Here is a 17507-nt window from a genome sequence, read left to right on the forward strand (position 1 = left end):
CGGTTCAGCCCGCGTTCCCCTCGGCGAGGTACGCGAGGCGGTGCAGCGTCTCGGCGTTGCGCCAGCGCAGCATCGGCGTCGTGAGGAAGCGCGGGACGATGGTGGCCGGGCCCTTCACCGGTTCCTCGTCGATGCGCACCAGGCACCCGGAGCTGAGCCTGCGCACCCGGATCGTGACGCTCGCCTCGCCGACCGGCCAGCCGCGGGCCCGCAGGACGGCGCGGTGCGGCGGGTCCCACTCCTTCATCTGCGTCGTGTCGTCGAGCAGGGCGGGCCACACCCCGAAGGAGTGGTGGAGCTCGGCACCCGGGCCCGGCCACGCCTCGTCCACATCCCGCATGCGCGAGGCACCGACGACCCAGGTCGGGTAGAGCCAGCCGTTCCCGAGCACGCGGAACACGTCATCCGGTGTGCAGTCCATCGCGCGAGTGTTGGTCGCCATCCAGTCTCCGTTCCGCCCTCATCGTGCGGCCTCATGAGCGACCCGGCGAGGTGCTTGACAAGTCCCCCTCGGCTCGCGTCGCACGCGTGTGGGCCATCGTGGCGGATGTGTCAACCCGCTTCCGACATTCCTCGATGCGAGGAAACCTGGGGAAGACGTCGACGTCGACGCCCATGGACATGCGAGGTCGGGGAGACGCGCCACGGAGGGTGTGACGGGCTCCTCCCCGGCCTCGCAGCAGTTCAGTCGGAGGCGGGGCGGGTGCCGATGCCGGGTTCGTCGTTGTGGGCCGACTCGTACGACTCGGCTTCCTCTTTCGCCGCATGCTCCGTCGCCTCGTCGACGCCCACGGCATCGACGGCACCCGAGTCCGCTCCGCCGCCGCCCGCCGGGGTGTCGCCGACGTAGAGCAGCTCGCCGGAGCCCTCGCCTTCGCGCGCCTCGAGGTGCTCCGTAATGCGCGCCTGCGCGTCGGATTCGGCGGGCGAGGCGGCGTTCCCGCCGCTCATTCGGCGGTCCGCAGGTCGGTCGGGGCGTCACCGCTGTGCGGAGTGCCTTCGTCCTCCCGTGCGAGGTCGCCCTGTCCGTCCTCGCCGAGCTCGGCCTCGAGGGGCTCGTCGCCCTGCGTCTCGGGCTGCTCGACATCCGTCGGGAAGATGCCGTCGATCGGATCCATGCTGTTGATGAGGCCTTCGGGGTTCGACATGGTGCTCTCCTTCGGTTGGAGGCTCCAGGATCGATCGGATGCCGCGCCGGCGCAGGTCCGTTGACAGAGGGCGTCGGCGGCGGTATCGCGGGCGGCGCAGATCGAGCTGCGCCTCTTCAGAACCGGATCAGGCCGGGGCGGCGGTCGAGGCTCGCACGATGAGCTGCGAGCCGAGCGTCACGACGTCGCTGACGACGGTGCCGGAGATCGCCTGGAGGAGCAGGTCGACCGCGAGGGCTCCGCAGCGGTCGATCGGCATCTGCACGGTGGTGAGGCCCGGCGTCACGGCACCGGCGAGATCGATGTCGTCGATGCCGACGATGCTGATGTCATCGGGGCAGATGCGACCGAGCTCCGACATCCCGGCCTCGAGTCCGAGCGCGACCAGATCGTTGTAGGCCACGACCGCCGTCGCGCTGCTGGCTGCGGCGAGCGCGGCGGCGGCGCGACCGCCCTGGATCGACGCGGCGTGATGGCTGAGGCGCGTGAGGCGGATGCCGTGGCGCTCGCACGCGCGGGAGATCGTGTCGAACCGGCGGGCATCGGCCCAGGAGCCGCGCGGGCCAGAGGCGTATGCGACGTGCTGGTGGCCCAGGGCGACGAGGTGCTCGATCGCCTGGGTGGGTCCGTGCTCGGTGTCCATGACGACGCACGGCGCCCCGTCGATCTGCCGGTTGACCACCACGTACGGGGTGCCTCCGACCAGTGCGAGGACCTCCTCGTCGGGAAGGCGCGGTGAGCACAGCAGCATGCCGTCGAGCTTGCGCGCCTGCTCGATCTGCTCGCGCTCGCGCCGGAGATCCTCGTCGGCGTCGAACAGCACGATGCGGTGGCGGCCGTGCCAGGCCTGACCCTGGATGGCTTTGAGGAGCATCGCGTAGACGGGGTTCGCGATGTCAGGGACGATGACGCCGATGGTCCGCGTGGCGACGCTGCTCTGCGGGTTCGTGTACCCGAGATCGACGGCGGCCTGCAGCACCCGCTCGAGTGTTCCGCCGGCGAGCCGATCCGGCTCGCCGAATGCCCGCGACGCCGTCGCGATCGACACGCCGGCCCGCCGTGCCACGTCGGTCAATGTCGCCGCCACGTCCCGCCCTTCGCTTACTGTCACTCTATGATCGTCCATCCCACCATGTAACGGGTTGACAAGTTTGTACAAACCATTCACACTGTTTTACATGACGATCATCGCCGATCACCCCCGCCCCGAGCGCGCAGGCATCCTGCATCTCGGTCTCGGCAGCTTCCACCGGGCGCACCAGGCCGTCTACACGGCCGCCGCTCTTCCGGCCGGCGGCGACTGGGGCATCGTCGGCGTCGCCTCGCGCTCTCGCACGGTCGTCGACGCGATGCACGCGCAGAACCTCCTCTACTCGGTCGCCACCATCTCGCCCGACAGCACCGCGCTGACGGTCCCCGGCGTGCACACCGACGCCTTCGTCGGTGCCGAGCAGCCCGAGCGCGTCGTCGCACAGATCGCCGACTCCGGCATCCGCATCGTCACCCTCACCGTGACGGAGAACGGCTACAGCTACTCCGCCGCCACCCAGCACCTCGACCTCGACGACGCCACCGTGCGCGCCGACCTCGGCGGAGGCGCCCCGCGCTCCACGATCGGGCAGCTCGCTCGCGGCCTCCAGGCCCGGGCATCGGTCGGCGGAGAACCGATCTCCATCCTCAGCTGCGACAACCTCGCCTCGAACGGCGCCCACACCGAGAAGCTCGTCCGCGAATTCCTGCAGGCGCTCCCGCAGGGCGAAGGCGCCGAGGCGCTCACGTACCTCGACCAGGCGGTCACCTTCCCCTCCAGCATGGTCGACCGCATCGTCCCGTCGACCACGCCCGAGCTGCGGAACCGCGTCCGCGCCCTCCTCGGTGCCCATGACGAGATCCCGGTGCCGGCCGAGCCGTTCACGATGTGGGCGATCGAAGACCGCTTCGCCGGCGGACGCCCTGCCTGGGAGGCCGGCGGCGCCGTGTTCACGACCGAGGTCGGTCGGTACGAGCAGATGAAGGTGCGGCTGCTCAACGGCACGCACTCGCTCATCGCCTACCTCGGCGCTCTCCGCGGCGTCGCGACCATCCCCGAGGCGATCGGTCTCGATGACGTCGCACGCGCCGCGCTCTCCGTTCTCCGCAGCGAGTACGAGCCGTCGATCGAGGTTCCGTCCGGCGTCGACATCCGCGACTACGAGACGCAGCTGTTCGAGCGCTGGGGCAACAGCGCTCTCGGCCACCGCACCAGCCAGGTCGGCACCGACGGATCCGTCAAGCTGCGCCAGCGCATCCCCGAGCCTGCCATCCAGGCGCTGGCCCGCGGTGAGATGCCGCACCTGATCGCCCTCACCATCGCCGGCTACCTCTCGTGCATCGCTCCGCTCCCGGGCTTCGACCCCGGCCCGCACGCGGCGGCGATGACGGATGCCGCGCGCGCGCGCCTCGGCGCTCTCGCAGCGACCGCGCGCACCGGTCGCGAGCTCGCCGAGCGCGTGATCTCCGAACTCCAGCTGTTCGGCGACGGGCTCGCCGGGCAGGACGCCTTCATCGCCCGCGTCGGTGACCTGATCGATACGATCCAGCGTCAGGGCGTCGGCTCGGCCATCGCCGATGCCGTCTCGGCGTCCCAGACCATCACGAAGGAGCTGCAGCCATGAAGGCTCTCGCCATCCACGGCAAGGAAGACATCCGCTGGGAAGACCGCGAGGTTCCGGCGCCCGGCGAGGGCGAGGTGCGCCTCCGCGTGAACTACGTCGGCATCTGCGGCTCCGACCTGCACTACTACTTCCACGGGGCCAACGGCGAGTACACGATCCGTGAGCCGCTGACCCCCGGACACGAGCTGTCGGGCGTGGTCGACCTCGACCCGTCGGGTCGCCTGGCCGCCGGCACCCCGGTGACCGTGCACCCGGCGCGCTACGGCCCCAGCATCTCCGGACTCGAGGACCGCCCGCACCTGCGCCCCGGCGGCGACTACTTCGGCAGCGCGGCCGCGAACCCGCACCGCCAGGGGGGAGCCTCCGAGTTCCTGATCGTCGAGGAGCAGATGATCCGCGTGCTCCCCGAGTCCCTGCCGCTCGAGCGCGCTGCCCTCGCCGAGCCGCTGGCCGTCGCGATCCACGCCGTGGGTCTGGCGGATGAGGTGGCGGGGAAGCGGGTGCTCGTGATCGGCGCCGGTCCCATCGGCCTGCTCGTCGTCGCGGCCGCCCTGCACGCCGGAGCCGCCGTCGTCGGCGCGAGCGACGTGCGCATCGAACCGCTCGAGCGGGCTCAGGCTCTCGGCGCGACCGAGGTCTCCCTCGTGGGCCGCGACGCGATCGACGACGAGTCCTACGACGTCGTGTTCGAGTGCTCCGGCGTGGGCGTCGCCCTCACCCAGGCCGTTCGCGCTGCACGCCGTGCCGGGACCGTCGTCCAGGTCGGCATGCTCCCGAACGCCGACATCGGGGTGAACCTCGCTCCGATGCTCGCGAAGGAGCTGACGATCCGCGGGGCCTTCCGCTTCTCCACCGAGATCGACGACGCGGTCAGCATGCTGGCCGAATCCGGCGCGCTCGACTCCGTCGTCTCGCACGTCATCCCGGCATCCGACGCCGTCCGGGCATTCGAGATCGCTCGCGACTCGTCGGCCTCGGCGAAGGTCCTGCTCTCCCTCTAAACACCCTCCCTGTTCCTGGTCCGAAGGAGTACCTCACATGTCCGAATCACAGACGACGGCTCAGGCCGTCGACGACCCCGCCGCGAAGAGGTCGGTCCGCGACCTCGTCCGCGCCGCCGTCTCCGGCTGGCTCGGCACCGCCCTCGAGTTCATGGACTACCAGCTCTACTCGCTGGCGGCCGCCCTCGTCTTCGCCGATCTGTTCTTCTCCTCCGAGAACCCCGCCATCGCGGTCGTCGCGGCCATGGCGACATACGGAGTCGGCTACGTCGCCCGCCCGGTCGGCGCATTCTTCTTCGCGCGCCTCGGCGACAAGACCGGTCGCACCAAGGTGCTGTTCTACACGATCCTCCTGATGGGGCTCGCGACCACCCTCATCGGATTCCTGCCGACGTACAACCAGGTGGGCATCCTCGCGCCGATCCTGCTCGTGCTGCTGCGCATCGCACAGGGCTTCGGTGCCGGTGCGGAGATCTCCGGCGCCGGCGTCATGCTCGCCGAGTACGCCCCGGCCAAGCGCCGCGGCATCATCGCGTCGCTCGTCGCCCTCGGCACCAACTGCGGCACGCTGCTCGCATCCGGCATCTGGGCGATCCTCCTCGTCGCATTCAGCGAGCAGGAGGTCATCGACTGGGCCTGGCGCATCCCCTTCATCGGCAGCGCGGTCATCATGCTCTTCGCGATCTGGGTGCGCTTCAACCTCAAGGAGACCCCGGTCTTCGAGGAGCGCGACGACGTCGTCGACGGCAAGGCCCTGTCCAAGGCGGCGACCATCCAGCTCGCCACCGAGACCGGCGATGTCCGCACGCTCGAGGCCATGCAGCGCAAGCCCCTCAAGGCGTTCGCGATCGCGCTCATGCTCCGCTTCGGGCAGGCCGGCAACTCCGGCATGATCCAGACGTACCTCATCAGCTACATCACGGTCGTGCTGCTGCTGGATCGCTCGATCGGCGTCAACGCCGTGATCGTCTCGTCGCTCGTCGCCTTCATCACGGTTCCGCTGTCGGGCTGGCTCGGCGACCGCTTCGGCCGCAAGCGCATGTACATCGTCTGGGCGGTCATCGCGCTCATCGTCATCGTCCCGACGGTGCTGATGATCAGCAGCAAGGACACCGTGCAGGTCTTCGTCGGCTACGTCGTGCTGCACAACCTCGCCGTGATGAGCTTCGCCTCGCTCGAGAACCTCACCCTCCCCGAGCTCTTCGGCTCCCGCAACCGCTACACGTACACAGCCATGGCACGAGAGATCGCCGCCATCGTCGCGACCGGCGCGGGTCCCGTCATCGCGGCCGCGTGGGTCTCGGCCGTCACCGGCTCGTTCATCCCGATCATCATCATGCTCATGATCTTCACGCTGAGCGCGCTCATCGCCGCGATCTGGATGCCGGAGGTCGCCGGTCGCGACCTCACCGATCCGCGCGACGCGATCTGACCGAACCGCTCATCCCGACCAGGGGTGCGGGCGCCCGAACGCCCGCACCCCGCACCCCTCCAGGAGAACGACATGACCATCGAGCTCGTCGACGTCAACATCACCAGCCCCGGCCGCAACTTCGTGACGCTGAAGATCACGACCTCCGACGGCATCACCGGGCTCGGCGACGCCACCCTGAACGGCCGCGAGCTCGCTGTCGCCTCCTACCTCGCCGACCACGTCGCCTCGATGCTGATCGGGCGCGACGAGGACCGCATCGAGGACACCTGGCAGTACCTCTACCGCGGACCCTATTGGCGGCGCGGGCCGGTCACCATGGCCGCGATCGCCGCCGTCGACATGGCCCTGTGGGACATCAAGGCCAAGAAGGCCGGGATGCCGCTCTACCAGCTGCTCGGCGGAGCCAGCCGTGAGGGCGTGCGGGTCTACGCGCACGCCTCCGGCACCGACTACGCCGCCCTGAAGAACGCGATCACCGGCTACGAGGAGCTCGGGTACACGGCCGTGCGCGTGCAGACCGGTGTTCCCGGACTCGGTCAGATCTACGGCGTCTCCTCGAGCGGCCCCGGCGTGCGCTACGACTACGAGCCCGCCAAGCGCTCCGGCGACCGCCCGAGCGAGGAGACCTGGGACACCCGCAACTACCTGAACCACATGCCGGGGATCTTCTCGCAGATCCGCGAGGATTTCGGCACCGACCTGCGCATCCTGCACGACGGACACCACCGCATGTCGCCGATCGAGGCCGCCCGCTTCGCGAAGGACATCGAGCCCTACGACCTGTTCTGGCTCGAGGACTGCACCCCCGGTGAAGACCAGACCGCCCTGCGCCTGGTGCGCCAGCACTCCACCACGCCCCTCGCGATCGGTGAGGTCTTCAACTCGGTCTTCGACTACCAGACCCTCATCACCGAGCGACTGATCGACTACGTGCGCTCGGCCGTCACCCATACCGGTGGCATCACCGCCATGAAGAAGCTCCTCGACTTCGCCGCGATCTACGGCATCAAGTCCGGCATCCACGGACCGACCGACATCTCGCCCGTGGGCATGGCCGCGGCCCTGCACCTGGATCTCGCGATCCACAACTTCGGCATCCAGGAGTACATGCCGCACAACGCCGAGACGCTCGAGGTGTTCCAGACCTCGTTCACGTTCGACAAGGGCTTCCTGCACCCCGGCGACAAGCCGGGTCTCGGAGTGGAGCTCGATGAGGATGCCGCAGCCGGCCACGAGTACACCAAGGCCTACCTGCCGGTGAACCGTCTGCTCGACGGCACGGTCCATGACTGGTGAGGTCCGCCGGGTCGCCCTGCCGCAGCGCACGGTCGACTCCCGGCTCGTCGTCGTCGCCCGTGCACACCGTGCCGAGGACTACGACACCGTGCTCGATGTGCTGATCGATGCCGGCATCCGCAGCGTCGAGCTCACCCTCACCACTCCCGGGACCTTCGACCGGCTGCCGCACCTGCGCGCGCAGTACGGCGACGTCGCCGATCTCGGCGTGGGCACGGTGACGAGCGCCACCGACCTCGCCCGAGCGGTCGATGCCGGCGCGAGCTATCTCGTGACGCCGATCACGTCCACCGCGTTCGTGGAGCAGGCGACGGATGCCGGTGTCGCGATCGTCCCCGGAGGGCTCACACCGACCGAGCTGTTCGCCTCGTGGTCGGCGGGCGCGGCGGCCGTCAAGATCTTCCCCGCCGGCCAGGTGGGACCCGGCTACCTGAAGGATCTCCGCGGACCGTTCCCCGACCTCGTCGCGGTGCCATCGGGCGGCGTCGACCTGGCGGGCGCATCGGCCTGGCTGGCGGCCGGAGCCGTCGCGGTGAGCGTCGGCGGACCGCTGCTCGGCGACGCCTTCTCGGGCGGCGACCTCGTCGCGCTGCGCGACAGGGCCCAGGCGTTCGTCGAGGTCTGCGCGCCGTGACCGCTCCCTCCGTCGTCACGCTCGGCGAGACCATGGCGCTCGTGCGCGCGACCGAGATCGGGTCGCTGCGTCACGCCCACGGTCTCGCGCTCGGCATCGGAGGGGCGGAGACGAACGTCGCGATCGGATTGTCGCGCCTCGGCGTCGCCGTGTCGTGGCTCGGACGCGTCGGCGACGATTCGCTCGGCGAACGGGTCGCGCGAGAGATCCGTGCCGAGGGCGTCGATGTGCGCGTCGTGGTGGATGCGGATGCCCCGACCGGGCTCATGGTGAAGGAGCGGCCGTCGGCGTCGTCGACCGCCGTGCATTACTACCGGGCGGGGTCCGCCGGATCGCGGGTGTCCGGATCGGATCTTCCCGACGGCTGGATCGAGCGGGCCTCGCTGCTGCACGTCACCGGCATCACGCCGCTGCTGTCGTCGACGGCGCAGGACGCCGTGCTCACCGCCGTCGCCCGTGCGCGATCCGTCGGCGTGCCGGTGAGCTTCGACATCAACTACCGATCCGCGCTGGCTCCGGCGGCCGTGGCCGGCCCGATCCTGCGAGAGATCGCGGAGCGCGCCGACATCGTGTTCGGCGGCGAGGACGAGTTCTCGATCCTTTACCCGGATGCAGCGCCGCCCGAGGCCGCGGCACTGCTGCGTGAAGCCGGCTGCACGACCGTCGTCCTGAAGCGCGGACCGGCGGGCGCGACGGCGTTCGTCCGTGACGCGGCGTTCGAGGCGCCGGGCTTCACGATCGACGCGATCGACACCGTCGGCGCCGGAGACGCGTTCGTCTCGGGTTACCTGAGCGCCCTGCTCGAAGGCCTCGACGTCGACGCGGCGCTGCACCGGGCGAACGCCTGCGGCGCGATGGCCTGCCTCACGGCCGGGGACTGGGAAGCAGCACCGACGCGGCGCGACCTGGAGCGCTTCCTCGACGGCGACGCGGACCCGGTTCGGCGCTGAGGGCGCGCGCCTCCCCGGATCCTGTGACGCCGTCCGCGCTTCTTCCGCAGCTCGACGCTGCCGTTGCGAGCCTCGCCATCATCACGCCGGACACGGTGTATGGGACTCGGGCGGGGAAGCGCGTCCATCCCCCGGGTCCGCTATCGTCAGAACCATGCTGATGGTGATCGTCGCGAGCCTGGTGGCGATCCTCATCTGGGCGGTGCTCGCCGCGCGGCTCGAGCGCTGGCATGTGTCGGGACCCGTCGCGATGGCGTGCGCCGGGATCGTCACGGGCCTGCTGGTCGGTCCCGACATCGGAACCGACCTGAACACCGACATCGCCGAGAAGACCGCCGAGCTCATCCTCGCCGTGCTGCTGTTCGTCGATGCGACGGAGGTGCGCGGCGGATTCCTCGCCGGTGAGCGCGGTCTCGTCGGCCGTCTCCTGGGGATCGCCCTGCCCCTCACCATCGTCGTGGCGTTCGGTCTGGGCGTGCTGCTCCTGGACGGCTCGTCCTGGGCGGTCCCGTTGGCCATCGCCTGCGTGGTGATGCCGATCGACTTCGCGCCGGCCGCGCATCTGCTGCGCGACGGGCGATGGCCGCGGCGCGTCCGGCACACCGTCGCCGTCGAGAGCGGGTACAACGACGGCATCTTCTCCCCGGTGTTCGCGTTCGCCCTGCTGTACCTGTCGCAGTCCCACACCGAGGACCTCGGAACCGCCGTCGGCGCCGCACTCGAGGCCGCCGGGATCGCCCTCCTGGTCGGCGTGGTCATCGGGGCCGCATCCGGAGCCCTGGTCTGGGTGTCCGTCCGACGAGGCTGGACCCGCACCAGCGGCGTCCGGATCGTCATGGTGCTCGTGCCGCTGATCGTCTACGCCATCGCCACCCCCCTCGGAGGCAACGGCTTCGTCGCCGCCTTCCTCGCGGGCATCGCGTACAAGCTCTGCCGCAACGCTCGCGCCGACGGCCAGACCGACATCCCCGCCGCAGAGCTGAGCGCGGTCGAGGACCTGGCCACCACCACATCGCTGATCATGTGGTTCGTCTTCGGCGCGGTCGGCGTCCTGGTCCTCGAGATCGGGTTCCAGTGGACGTGGATCCTGTTCGCGCTGCTGGCCCTCACCGTGGTCCGTCTCCTCCCGGTGCTGATCTCCCTGCTCGGCAGCCGTCTGCCGTGGCGGGAACGCATGGGCCTCGGGTTGCTCGGCCCTCGCGGCACCTCATCGATCGTGTTCGGCCTGCTCGCCTACAACGCGATGAACGACGACGACGCCGACATCGCGGTCTACGTGATGGTGGTCGTCGTGCTCGGAAGCCTGATCCTGCATGGACTCGCCATGGCCGTGCGCTCGAGACATGCGCACGAGTCCGGCTCTGAGCCGCATGCCGAGGTCGCCCACTAGCCGCCGCTCTTCGCCGGGCGTCGTCACCGATGTTCCCGCGCGGCGCTTGCGCCGCCTCCGACGGCTTTCCTGCCAGTATGAGGGGCGTGAACTCTCCCAGCGCATCCCCGTCCGGTCAGGACGAGGGTCCCCGCACCCTGACCTCCGAGCATTACTGGATGGCGGACTTCGCCCGTGTCCGGAAGTTCGACGCCCACGTGCACATCAACGTCGATGACCCGGCTCTCGTCCAACTGGCGCTCGAGGACGGTTTCGAGCTGTTGACGATCAACGTCGACGCGCCGGATTTCACGCCCATCGCCGATCAGCGTGCGATCGCGATCTCGATGGCCGAGGCCTACCCGTCGGAGGTGCACTGGTCGACGTCCTTCTCGATGCACGGCTTCGGTGAGCCGGGGTGGGCCGAGCACGTGACCGCCGATCTGGCCACGGCCACGGCCGAGGGCGCGCGTGCGGTGAAGTTCTGGAAGGACATCGGGATGGGTGCCGAGGACCCCGACGGTCGCCTGGTCATGCTGGACCACCCGGGACTCGTGGCGATCGCGGAAAGGGCGCGCGAGCTCGGGCTGGTGCTGATCGGCCACCAGGGCGAGCCGCACAACTGCTGGCTGCCGCTGGAGCAGATGACGACCGAGAACGACCGCCGGTACTTCAGCCGTCGGCCCCAGTACCACATGTATCTGCATCCCGATCTGCCCGGCCACGACGAGCTGATCGCCATGCGCGATCGCTTCCTCACCGCGCTGCCGGGACTGCGCTTCGTCGGCGCGCACCTGGGCAGCCTGGAGCACGACGTCGATCAGCTGAGCGCCTTCCTCGACCGCTTCCCGGATGCCACGGTCGACATGTCCTCGCGCATGAGCCAGCTGCAGTTCCAGTCGCTGCAGGATCGTGAGCGCGTTCGGGACTTCTTCATCCGTTACCAGGATCGGGTGCTGTACGGCACCGACCTTTCCTTCCACCCGAGCGCCGATCCGGTGAGGTTCTGCCGCGCCGCGCATGCCATCTGGACCTCGGACTGGCGCTATCTGGCGACGGCCGAGAGCCAGAGTGTCGCGGCACTGGATGCCGACGTCCCCGGCCTGGCGCTGCCGCGCGACGTCATCGACAAGGTGTACTACCGCAATGCCGTCCGGGTGTTCGGGATCGACGCCGCGGCCGCCGGCTCCTAGTCCTTGCCGCCACGGACGAGTTCGAGCCCGGCCCCGGCGAACTGCCGCAGGGTCGCATCGGGCAGGAAGGCCCGCGTGAGCGCGCCGCCGATGCGGGTGAGGTCGCTCTCGTCGCGGAACAGCAGATACATGGTCTCGTAGCGCGGGTGGAACTTCTGCTTGAACCGGTGCAGCGAGCCGAAGCCGTAGACGGGCTCCAGCGCCTCGGCGAGCTTGTCGCTCAGCGCGGCGATCACTCCGGCATCCGGCGGATAGTCGTGCGCGAGGGGAGCACCCGAGAGCGACATGATCTCGGCCCCCTCCTCCGAGAACTGCCGGGCCGAGGAGCCGATGAGGTACTCCATCACCGGGCCGAAGCCGCCGTCTCGTCGTCGCATGAGGTCGAGGGTCCAGCCGCGCACCACGCCCTCGTCGCCGTAGACCGGAAGCCACGACAGGAATCCGTCCACATCTCCGTTCGGCGCGAGAGCCAGCGCCAGCCGCACCTCCGGGTCCTCCGCCTCATCGAGCGTGCCGAGCGTGAAGCGCATCTCGGGCAGGTCCTTGTCTCCGACCCAGGCCTCCGAGATCGCGCGCAGCTGCTGCTGCACGCCCCATGACTCGGCCTTGAGCTGCGTCATCTTGAACGTCATCTCCTCGCGGCCGGCACGGTTGAGCGAGGACCGCACCGAGTTCCAGCGCTTGCCGGTGAACTCGAGGCCGGCGAGGTCGACGATGGTGTCATCGGCCACGACGATGCTCCGCCACGTCGACGGCACCGCGGCGAGCGTCGCTGCGTCGGCGCTGAAGAAGCAGGGCACGAGACCCGCGTGCTCGGCGGCGCTGATGAAGCCGGCGACGGCATCCGCTCGTTCCGCAGCGGGGCCGATCGGATCCGCGAGCGCGAGGGCGACCCCGTTGCGGCGCTGGTAGGCGACCACGCCGCCGGGCACGCGCGCGTAGCTGTTGCCCTCCCAGGTCGTCATCCACGACAGCGTGCCGCCGCCGTGCGTGCGCAGCTCCTTCTTCACGTCTTCGAGGGTCGGGGCCGGCTGGGCCCCCAGGGTCGAGCGTCGCTTCGCACGGAACGCGCGGCGCACCCACACCAGGTACCCCAGCATGATCAACCAGAGGAATCCGCTCGCGAGGGCGAGCTCGGTCTCGCCGTCCCAGCGCAGGTCGAGCTGAGCCTGGCTGAACACGGTGATGAGGGTGAGCACGAGAGCCGCGACCAGCACGTTGAAGATGCCCAGCAGCAGCGCGAGCACCCAGGCGAACCGCCGTCCGCGGCGCAGGCCGTTCGCGATCACGAGGATCACGACGACGTCGATCGCCAGGTCGATGAACCCTCCGGATGCCGGTTCCGTCTCTCCGAACGGGCCGTCGGTCGGGACGAAGGTCGTGATGATCTCGACGGCACCGAGCACGAGCAGCGCGACCACGGCGATCAGCCTCTGCTCGCGCACGGTCGTGTGCCGCACGCGCATCGACCGGTCGACGACCAGGATCAGCAGCACGGCGAGCAGATGCTCGAGGTCGGCGACCTTGCCCCAGAACAGCATCGCGATGAACACGAATCCGAGCAGGATCAGCCACCCGCGCACCCGCCACGGCGGCCGGAACAGGCCGACGGCCGCGGCGATGCAGGCCATGGTCCCGCCGGATGCTCCCACGTCGAGCGCCTGCGCCTGCGTCGTCGCCCATGCCCACGGGAACTGGGAGAGCGCGAACAGCAGCAGTGCGGTGGCGAAGATCGCGAACAGCTGGCCGATCCAGTAGTACGCGAGAGCGACGCGTGACCCGCGGCGGAACTCCACGTAGGCCATGCCCCAGAAGCCGGTGATGGTGAAGATGTACACCCACGGCTGGTTCACGAAGAACGTGCCCGTCAGGGGCGTCCACCACTTCCCCTCGGCGAGGTTCGGCAGCCCGTACGCCACGTTCCGGAACAGGGCGGAGTCCTCGAACGACGTCCACAGCCCCGCCCAGACGACCCCCACGACGAGGATCAGCAGCACCATGGTCAGGGTCGCGGGAATGCGCCGCACGACGGAGACGACAGGGTGGGGCTTGCGCGCGGGGGCCTCGCTCATGCGCTCAGCGTACCGGTAGACGGTGGCGCGCCCGCGAGGTCAGAAGCCGATGATCTCGCGATAGCGCGGCTTGTGCCCGGTGCGGATGCCGGTGACGCTGGGCTTGTTCTCGTAGACGCCCGCGCCCCAGTTCCCCTCCACGAGGACGGGTCCGTCGGGAGACACCACGATGTCCCATCCGACGTACTGCACCTGCGGCACGACGCGCGCGACCTCGTCGATGAAGGCCCGCACCTCGTCCATGTGCGGCAGCTGGAAGTCGGCGATGCGGAAGCCGCTGTCCGGGTGGTTCTCGTGCACATGGCCGTGCGAGTCGTAGCCGGCACTGACCGCGTGGCCGTTCTCGTCGAGCATCGTGTAGAAGCCGCCGAACGTCATCTGGTCGCTCACCGCACCGCGACCGAACTTCTGGGCCATCGCGAGGATGTGCGCCTTCTCGCCGTCGAAGAACGCGGTGACGCGCGTGGTGTTGACGGTGCCGGGGCAGACGGCCGCCAGGTCGTCGTGCTGACGGATGACCTCTTCGATCAGCAGCTCGCCGCGGGCGAGCAGACCGCGGTGGAAGTCGTCCCAGTCCGTGACGTCGGCGGCGTGGTAGCGGTGCACGCCCGTCCCCGCCTGGCCGACCGGCTCCTTGGTGACGATCGTGCCGAGGCGCTGGGTGAGCTCGCGGACGGCATCCGCATTGCCCTCCTCCACGACCAGCCACTCGCGGTGAAGGTGCTGAGCGAAGTGCCGGTCGAACGCGACCTTGTCCTGGAAGATCCAGCGGAAGTCCGGGTGGTCGTAGCGGTGCGACAGCAGGTTGGAGACCGGGTGGGTCATGTACGTCTCGCGCTCCGCCTTGGTGAGCATGGCGAAGTCGTAGTCGATGTAGTCCTGGAACCCGACGTTGTGCCGAGCGGCCGACCACAGCATGTCGACGACGATGACCGGCACCGCCTTGTGGTGCTGCTTCGAGGCCTCCTTGGCCCGCTCCATCACCGATCCGATGTCGATGCGACGCGCGCGTCCCAGCAGATAGTGGATGCGGGTCCCGAGGGAAAGACGTGACATGAGGCTCCGAGGGTAGGGGTCCCGACCAGTCTACGGGGGGCGCGAAGGGCGACCCTGGGACCCCGAGGGCCGCGAGTGCTCGGGGCGCAGGGGCTCAGAAGCCCTCCGGCTCCCGCGGCGTGTAGGCGCTCTCGAGCTGCGCCAGCTCGGCGGATTCCAGACGGATGCCGGTGGAGGCGACGGCATCCTCGATGTGCTGCGCACCGGTGGCGCCGACGATCGGCGCGGTGACGGCCGACTGCTGCGCGACCCAGGCGAGGGCGATCTGCGCGCGCGAGACGCCGCGCTCCCCGGCCACGCGGCCGACGGCATCCACGATGGCCCGGTTCGACTCCTCTTCTCGGCGATACAGGGTCGCGCCGAACTCGTCGGTCGCCGTACGAGCGGTCGTCTCCTCCCAGTCGCGGGTGACGCGACCCCGCGCGAGCGGCGACCAGGGGAGCACGCCGACGCCGGAGTCGAGGCAGTACGGGTGCATCTCGCGCTCCTCCTCGCGCTGCAGCAGGTTGTACTGGTCCTGCATCGAGACGAACGGCGTCCACCCGTTCTTCACGGCGACGTGCTGTGCCTTCGCGAACTGCCAGGTCCACATCGACGAGGCGCCGATGTAGCGCGCCTTCCCGGAGCGCACGACGTCGTGGAGCGCCTCCATGGTCTCCTCGATCGGCGTCTCCGGGTCCCAGCGGTGGATCTGGTAGACGTCGACGAAGTCGGTGCCGAGCCGCCGCAGGCTGGCGTCGATGCCGGAGAGGATGTGCGCGCGGCTGAGCCCGGCCTGGTTCGCGCCCTGCCCCATGCGGCCGTGGACCTTCGTGGCGATCACGACCTGGTCGCGCTGCGCGAAGTCGGCGAGCGCGCGGCCGACGAACTCCTCGCTCGTGCCGTCGGAGTACACGTCGGCCGTGTCGAACGTCGTGATGCCGGCTTCGAGCGCCTGCCGGATGAGGGGACGGCTGGTCTCCTCATCGAGCGACCAGCGGTGGGTGCCGCGGTCGGGTGCGCCGAAGCTCATGCAGCCCAGCACAACCGGCGAGATGCGGAGTCCGGTGTTCCCCAGCCGTACGTTGTCGGTCGTCTCCAGCATCCGTCTTCTCTCCTCTGTCGTCAGCGCGTGTCGTTCCAGCCTTGCACGTTCCGCGACCGCGCCGACCCGGCCCCTTCTGCGCGAGCGGCCCTCTTATGAGCGTCCGCAAGGAGGACGCTCATACACAGAGGGGCCGCTCGACGGGAAGGACGCGTCTACTCGATCTGACCGATCGGCTCGCGCTTCTCGGCCTGGAACTGATCCTCGGCGCGGCCCCGGGCCCAGTACGCCGAGATCGACAGGGATTCACGCGGAACCTCGCGCTGCTTCAGAACCGCGCGCACCTCCTTGATGGTCCCGCGCTCTCCGTGGGCGAAGACATGCGGGTGGCCGTCGGCCCAGGGAAGGTCGACGAGCGCGGCGAGAAGCTCGTCGTCGGCCTGCATCCAGGTCACCGTCAGCCCGGCCGGCGGCGCGGGAAGGACGCGGTCTGCGGGATCGGCGACCGAGAGCAGCACGTGGCCCCGAGCCCCGGCATCCATCGCTTCGACGGCGGAGGAGATCGCGGGCAGGGCCGTGTGATCCCCCACCAGCAGGTGCCAGGGTGCCGTCGGATCCGGGCGGTAGCCGCCGCCGGCGCCGCTCACCACGAGCACGTCTCCGGGCTGCGCTGCGCGCGCCCAGGGTCCTGCAACACCCTCGTCGCCGTGCACGACGAAGTCGATGACGAGGCGCTGCGCGACGGGATCGGCCGAGCGGATCGTGTACGTCCGCCGCGTCGGGAGCTTCTCCGGGCTCTCCTCCCGCAGCTGCGCCAGATCGTACGGAGGCGTCAGCCCGTGAGCCGGATCGGCGAACAGGATCTTGACGTACTTGTCGGTCGAGTCGTTGTCGCGGAACGCGGCGTACCCGTCGCCGCCGGCCGTGATCCGGATCAGGTCGGGGCTCACCTGCTCCACCTGCTGAACCGTGAGGACGGCCTGTTCGGGTGCGCGGCGCGGCTGCTCTTGTGTCATCGGGTCTCCGGATTCATGGCGAGTCGTCGATCCCAGTCTGCCCGGCTCCGACCGGGGCGGGGTCGCCTCAGGCTCGATGCTCGGACTCAGGAATTCGGAATCGATGTCACCGCGACGGTCCAGAGAGCGGTGCTCTCGGCCGAGCCGGTGATCACGATGTCCTCGTTCGCTCCGACGTCGAGCATGTTCCGCGACCCCGGATCGTCCGGATCGCCCTGGCATGCCTGCGTCACTGCGGCGGCCCCGATGATCTCGACCACGACGTCTCCCTCGCCGACGCACCGGATGTACAGAGCCACCCGCCCCGTCGGGTTGTCGAAGGGTCCGGCCTGCGCCGAGCCTCGCATCGCGGGGAGCTCGCCGACGAGATTCTCATCCCGGGGGATCGAGACCGTCAGCACGTTCGATGTCGGGGGAGCGGATGCTGTCGCGGTCGGCGGGGAACTCGGGCTCGCGGACGGCGCGGATGCCGGATCCGGGGTCATCGGCGCGCAGGCGACGAGCGCACCCGCCACGAGGAGCACCGAGACCGCGCCTGCGTGAACCGCCTTCATCCGTCCTGTCCCCTCGCGACCTTCGCAGCCGCACCAGGGAGAGCGTACGGTCGCGCGCCCCGTTGCGTCTGTCGGGTCTTCGGGGGACAACGGGCCGCTCGGGCG

Annotated in this window: 17 protein-coding genes; 8 read left to right on the forward strand and 9 right to left on the reverse strand. The window is 69.7% G+C overall.

The window, feature by feature from the left end; genetic code table 11:
• Window positions 1-4: 4 nt before the first annotated feature.
• The 4 genes from LBN7_RS09320 to LBN7_RS09335 all read right to left on the reverse strand — a co-directional run bounded on the left by LBN7_RS09320 (window position 5) and on the right by LBN7_RS09335 (window position 2259).
• Window positions 5-442: an SRPBCC family protein gene (locus LBN7_RS09320; protein ID WP_341946899.1), complete on the reverse strand. Its 438-nt coding sequence runs from the start codon at window positions 440-442 to the stop codon at window positions 5-7.
• Window positions 443-684: 242 nt separating this feature from the next.
• Window positions 685-951 carry a hypothetical protein gene (locus LBN7_RS09325; RefSeq protein WP_165807955.1) on the reverse strand — a complete coding sequence of 89 codons (267 nt, stop codon included), beginning with the start codon at window positions 949-951 and terminating at the stop codon, window positions 685-687.
• Entirely contained in the window at window positions 948-1148 is a 201-nt protein-coding gene (locus tag LBN7_RS09330; RefSeq protein ID WP_116633283.1) for a hypothetical protein, read from the reverse strand. The genes LBN7_RS09325 and LBN7_RS09330 overlap by 4 nt, the downstream gene beginning before the upstream one ends.
• A 127-nt stretch (window positions 1149-1275) precedes the next feature.
• Window positions 1276-2259 (reverse strand): LacI family DNA-binding transcriptional regulator, encoded by a 984-nt coding sequence (locus LBN7_RS09335; RefSeq protein ID WP_341946901.1) that lies wholly within the window; start codon window positions 2257-2259, stop codon window positions 1276-1278.
• A gap of 67 nt (window positions 2260-2326) precedes the next feature.
• On the opposite strand from LBN7_RS09335, the gene LBN7_RS09340 reads away from it, so the two are divergent.
• From LBN7_RS09340 to LBN7_RS09375, 8 genes are all read left to right on the forward strand, one after another.
• Window positions 2327-3802: a mannitol dehydrogenase family protein gene (locus LBN7_RS09340; RefSeq protein ID WP_407361633.1), complete on the forward strand. Its 1476-nt coding sequence runs from the start codon at window positions 2327-2329 to the stop codon at window positions 3800-3802.
• A complete protein-coding gene (locus LBN7_RS09345; RefSeq protein WP_116633286.1) occupies window positions 3799-4803 on the forward strand; it encodes an L-idonate 5-dehydrogenase in 1005 nt (334 codons plus the stop codon). Before LBN7_RS09340 ends, LBN7_RS09345 begins: the two co-directional genes overlap by 4 nt.
• A gap of 37 nt (window positions 4804-4840) precedes the next feature.
• Window positions 4841-6235 (forward strand): MFS transporter, encoded by a 1395-nt coding sequence (locus LBN7_RS09350; protein ID WP_407361634.1) that lies wholly within the window; start codon window positions 4841-4843, stop codon window positions 6233-6235.
• Between the two features lie 72 nt (window positions 6236-6307).
• Entirely contained in the window at window positions 6308-7534 is a 1227-nt protein-coding gene (manD, locus tag LBN7_RS09355) for a D-mannonate dehydratase ManD (protein WP_407361635.1), read from the forward strand.
• Window positions 7524-8168 carry a bifunctional 4-hydroxy-2-oxoglutarate aldolase/2-dehydro-3-deoxy-phosphogluconate aldolase gene (locus tag LBN7_RS09360; RefSeq protein WP_407361636.1) on the forward strand — a complete coding sequence of 215 codons (645 nt, stop codon included), beginning with the start codon at window positions 7524-7526 and terminating at the stop codon, window positions 8166-8168. The genes manD and LBN7_RS09360 overlap by 11 nt, the downstream gene beginning before the upstream one ends.
• The gene (locus tag LBN7_RS09365; RefSeq protein ID WP_407361637.1) at window positions 8165-9118 is read left to right on the forward strand and encodes a sugar kinase; all 954 of its coding nucleotides are present in this window, start codon (window positions 8165-8167) and stop codon (window positions 9116-9118) included. Before LBN7_RS09360 ends, LBN7_RS09365 begins: the two co-directional genes overlap by 4 nt.
• A gap of 154 nt (window positions 9119-9272) precedes the next feature.
• Window positions 9273-10508: a cation:proton antiporter gene (locus LBN7_RS09370; RefSeq protein ID WP_407361638.1), complete on the forward strand. Its 1236-nt coding sequence runs from the start codon at window positions 9273-9275 to the stop codon at window positions 10506-10508.
• Between the two features lie 86 nt (window positions 10509-10594).
• On the forward strand, window positions 10595-11680 hold the full coding sequence (locus tag LBN7_RS09375; protein ID WP_407361639.1) for an amidohydrolase family protein: 1086 nt from the start codon (window positions 10595-10597) through the stop codon (window positions 11678-11680).
• Here the strand turns inward: LBN7_RS09375 and LBN7_RS09380 are convergent.
• The 5 genes from LBN7_RS09380 to LBN7_RS09400 form a co-directional block, all read right to left on the reverse strand.
• The gene (locus LBN7_RS09380; RefSeq protein ID WP_407361640.1) at window positions 11677-13752 is read right to left on the reverse strand and encodes a bifunctional lysylphosphatidylglycerol flippase/synthetase MprF; all 2076 of its coding nucleotides are present in this window, start codon (window positions 13750-13752) and stop codon (window positions 11677-11679) included. The two genes, LBN7_RS09375 and LBN7_RS09380, sit on opposite strands and share 4 nt — an antisense overlap.
• A gap of 39 nt (window positions 13753-13791) precedes the next feature.
• Window positions 13792-14808 carry a sugar-transfer associated ATP-grasp domain-containing protein gene (locus LBN7_RS09385; RefSeq protein ID WP_407361641.1) on the reverse strand — a complete coding sequence of 339 codons (1017 nt, stop codon included), beginning with the start codon at window positions 14806-14808 and terminating at the stop codon, window positions 13792-13794.
• A gap of 94 nt (window positions 14809-14902) precedes the next feature.
• The gene (locus LBN7_RS09390; protein ID WP_407361642.1) at window positions 14903-15892 is read right to left on the reverse strand and encodes an aldo/keto reductase; all 990 of its coding nucleotides are present in this window, start codon (window positions 15890-15892) and stop codon (window positions 14903-14905) included.
• 155 nt (window positions 15893-16047) lie between these two features.
• The gene (locus tag LBN7_RS09395; protein WP_407361643.1) at window positions 16048-16848 is read right to left on the reverse strand and encodes a siderophore-interacting protein; all 801 of its coding nucleotides are present in this window, start codon (window positions 16846-16848) and stop codon (window positions 16048-16050) included.
• A gap of 86 nt (window positions 16849-16934) precedes the next feature.
• The gene (locus tag LBN7_RS09400; protein ID WP_407361644.1) at window positions 16935-17402 is read right to left on the reverse strand and encodes a hypothetical protein; all 468 of its coding nucleotides are present in this window, start codon (window positions 17400-17402) and stop codon (window positions 16935-16937) included.
• Window positions 17403-17507: the final 105 nt, after the last annotated feature.

Origin of the sequence: Microbacterium sp. LBN7, from assembly GCF_045690345.1 — a bacterium.
GTDB lineage: Bacteria > Actinomycetota > Actinomycetes > Actinomycetales > Microbacteriaceae > Microbacterium.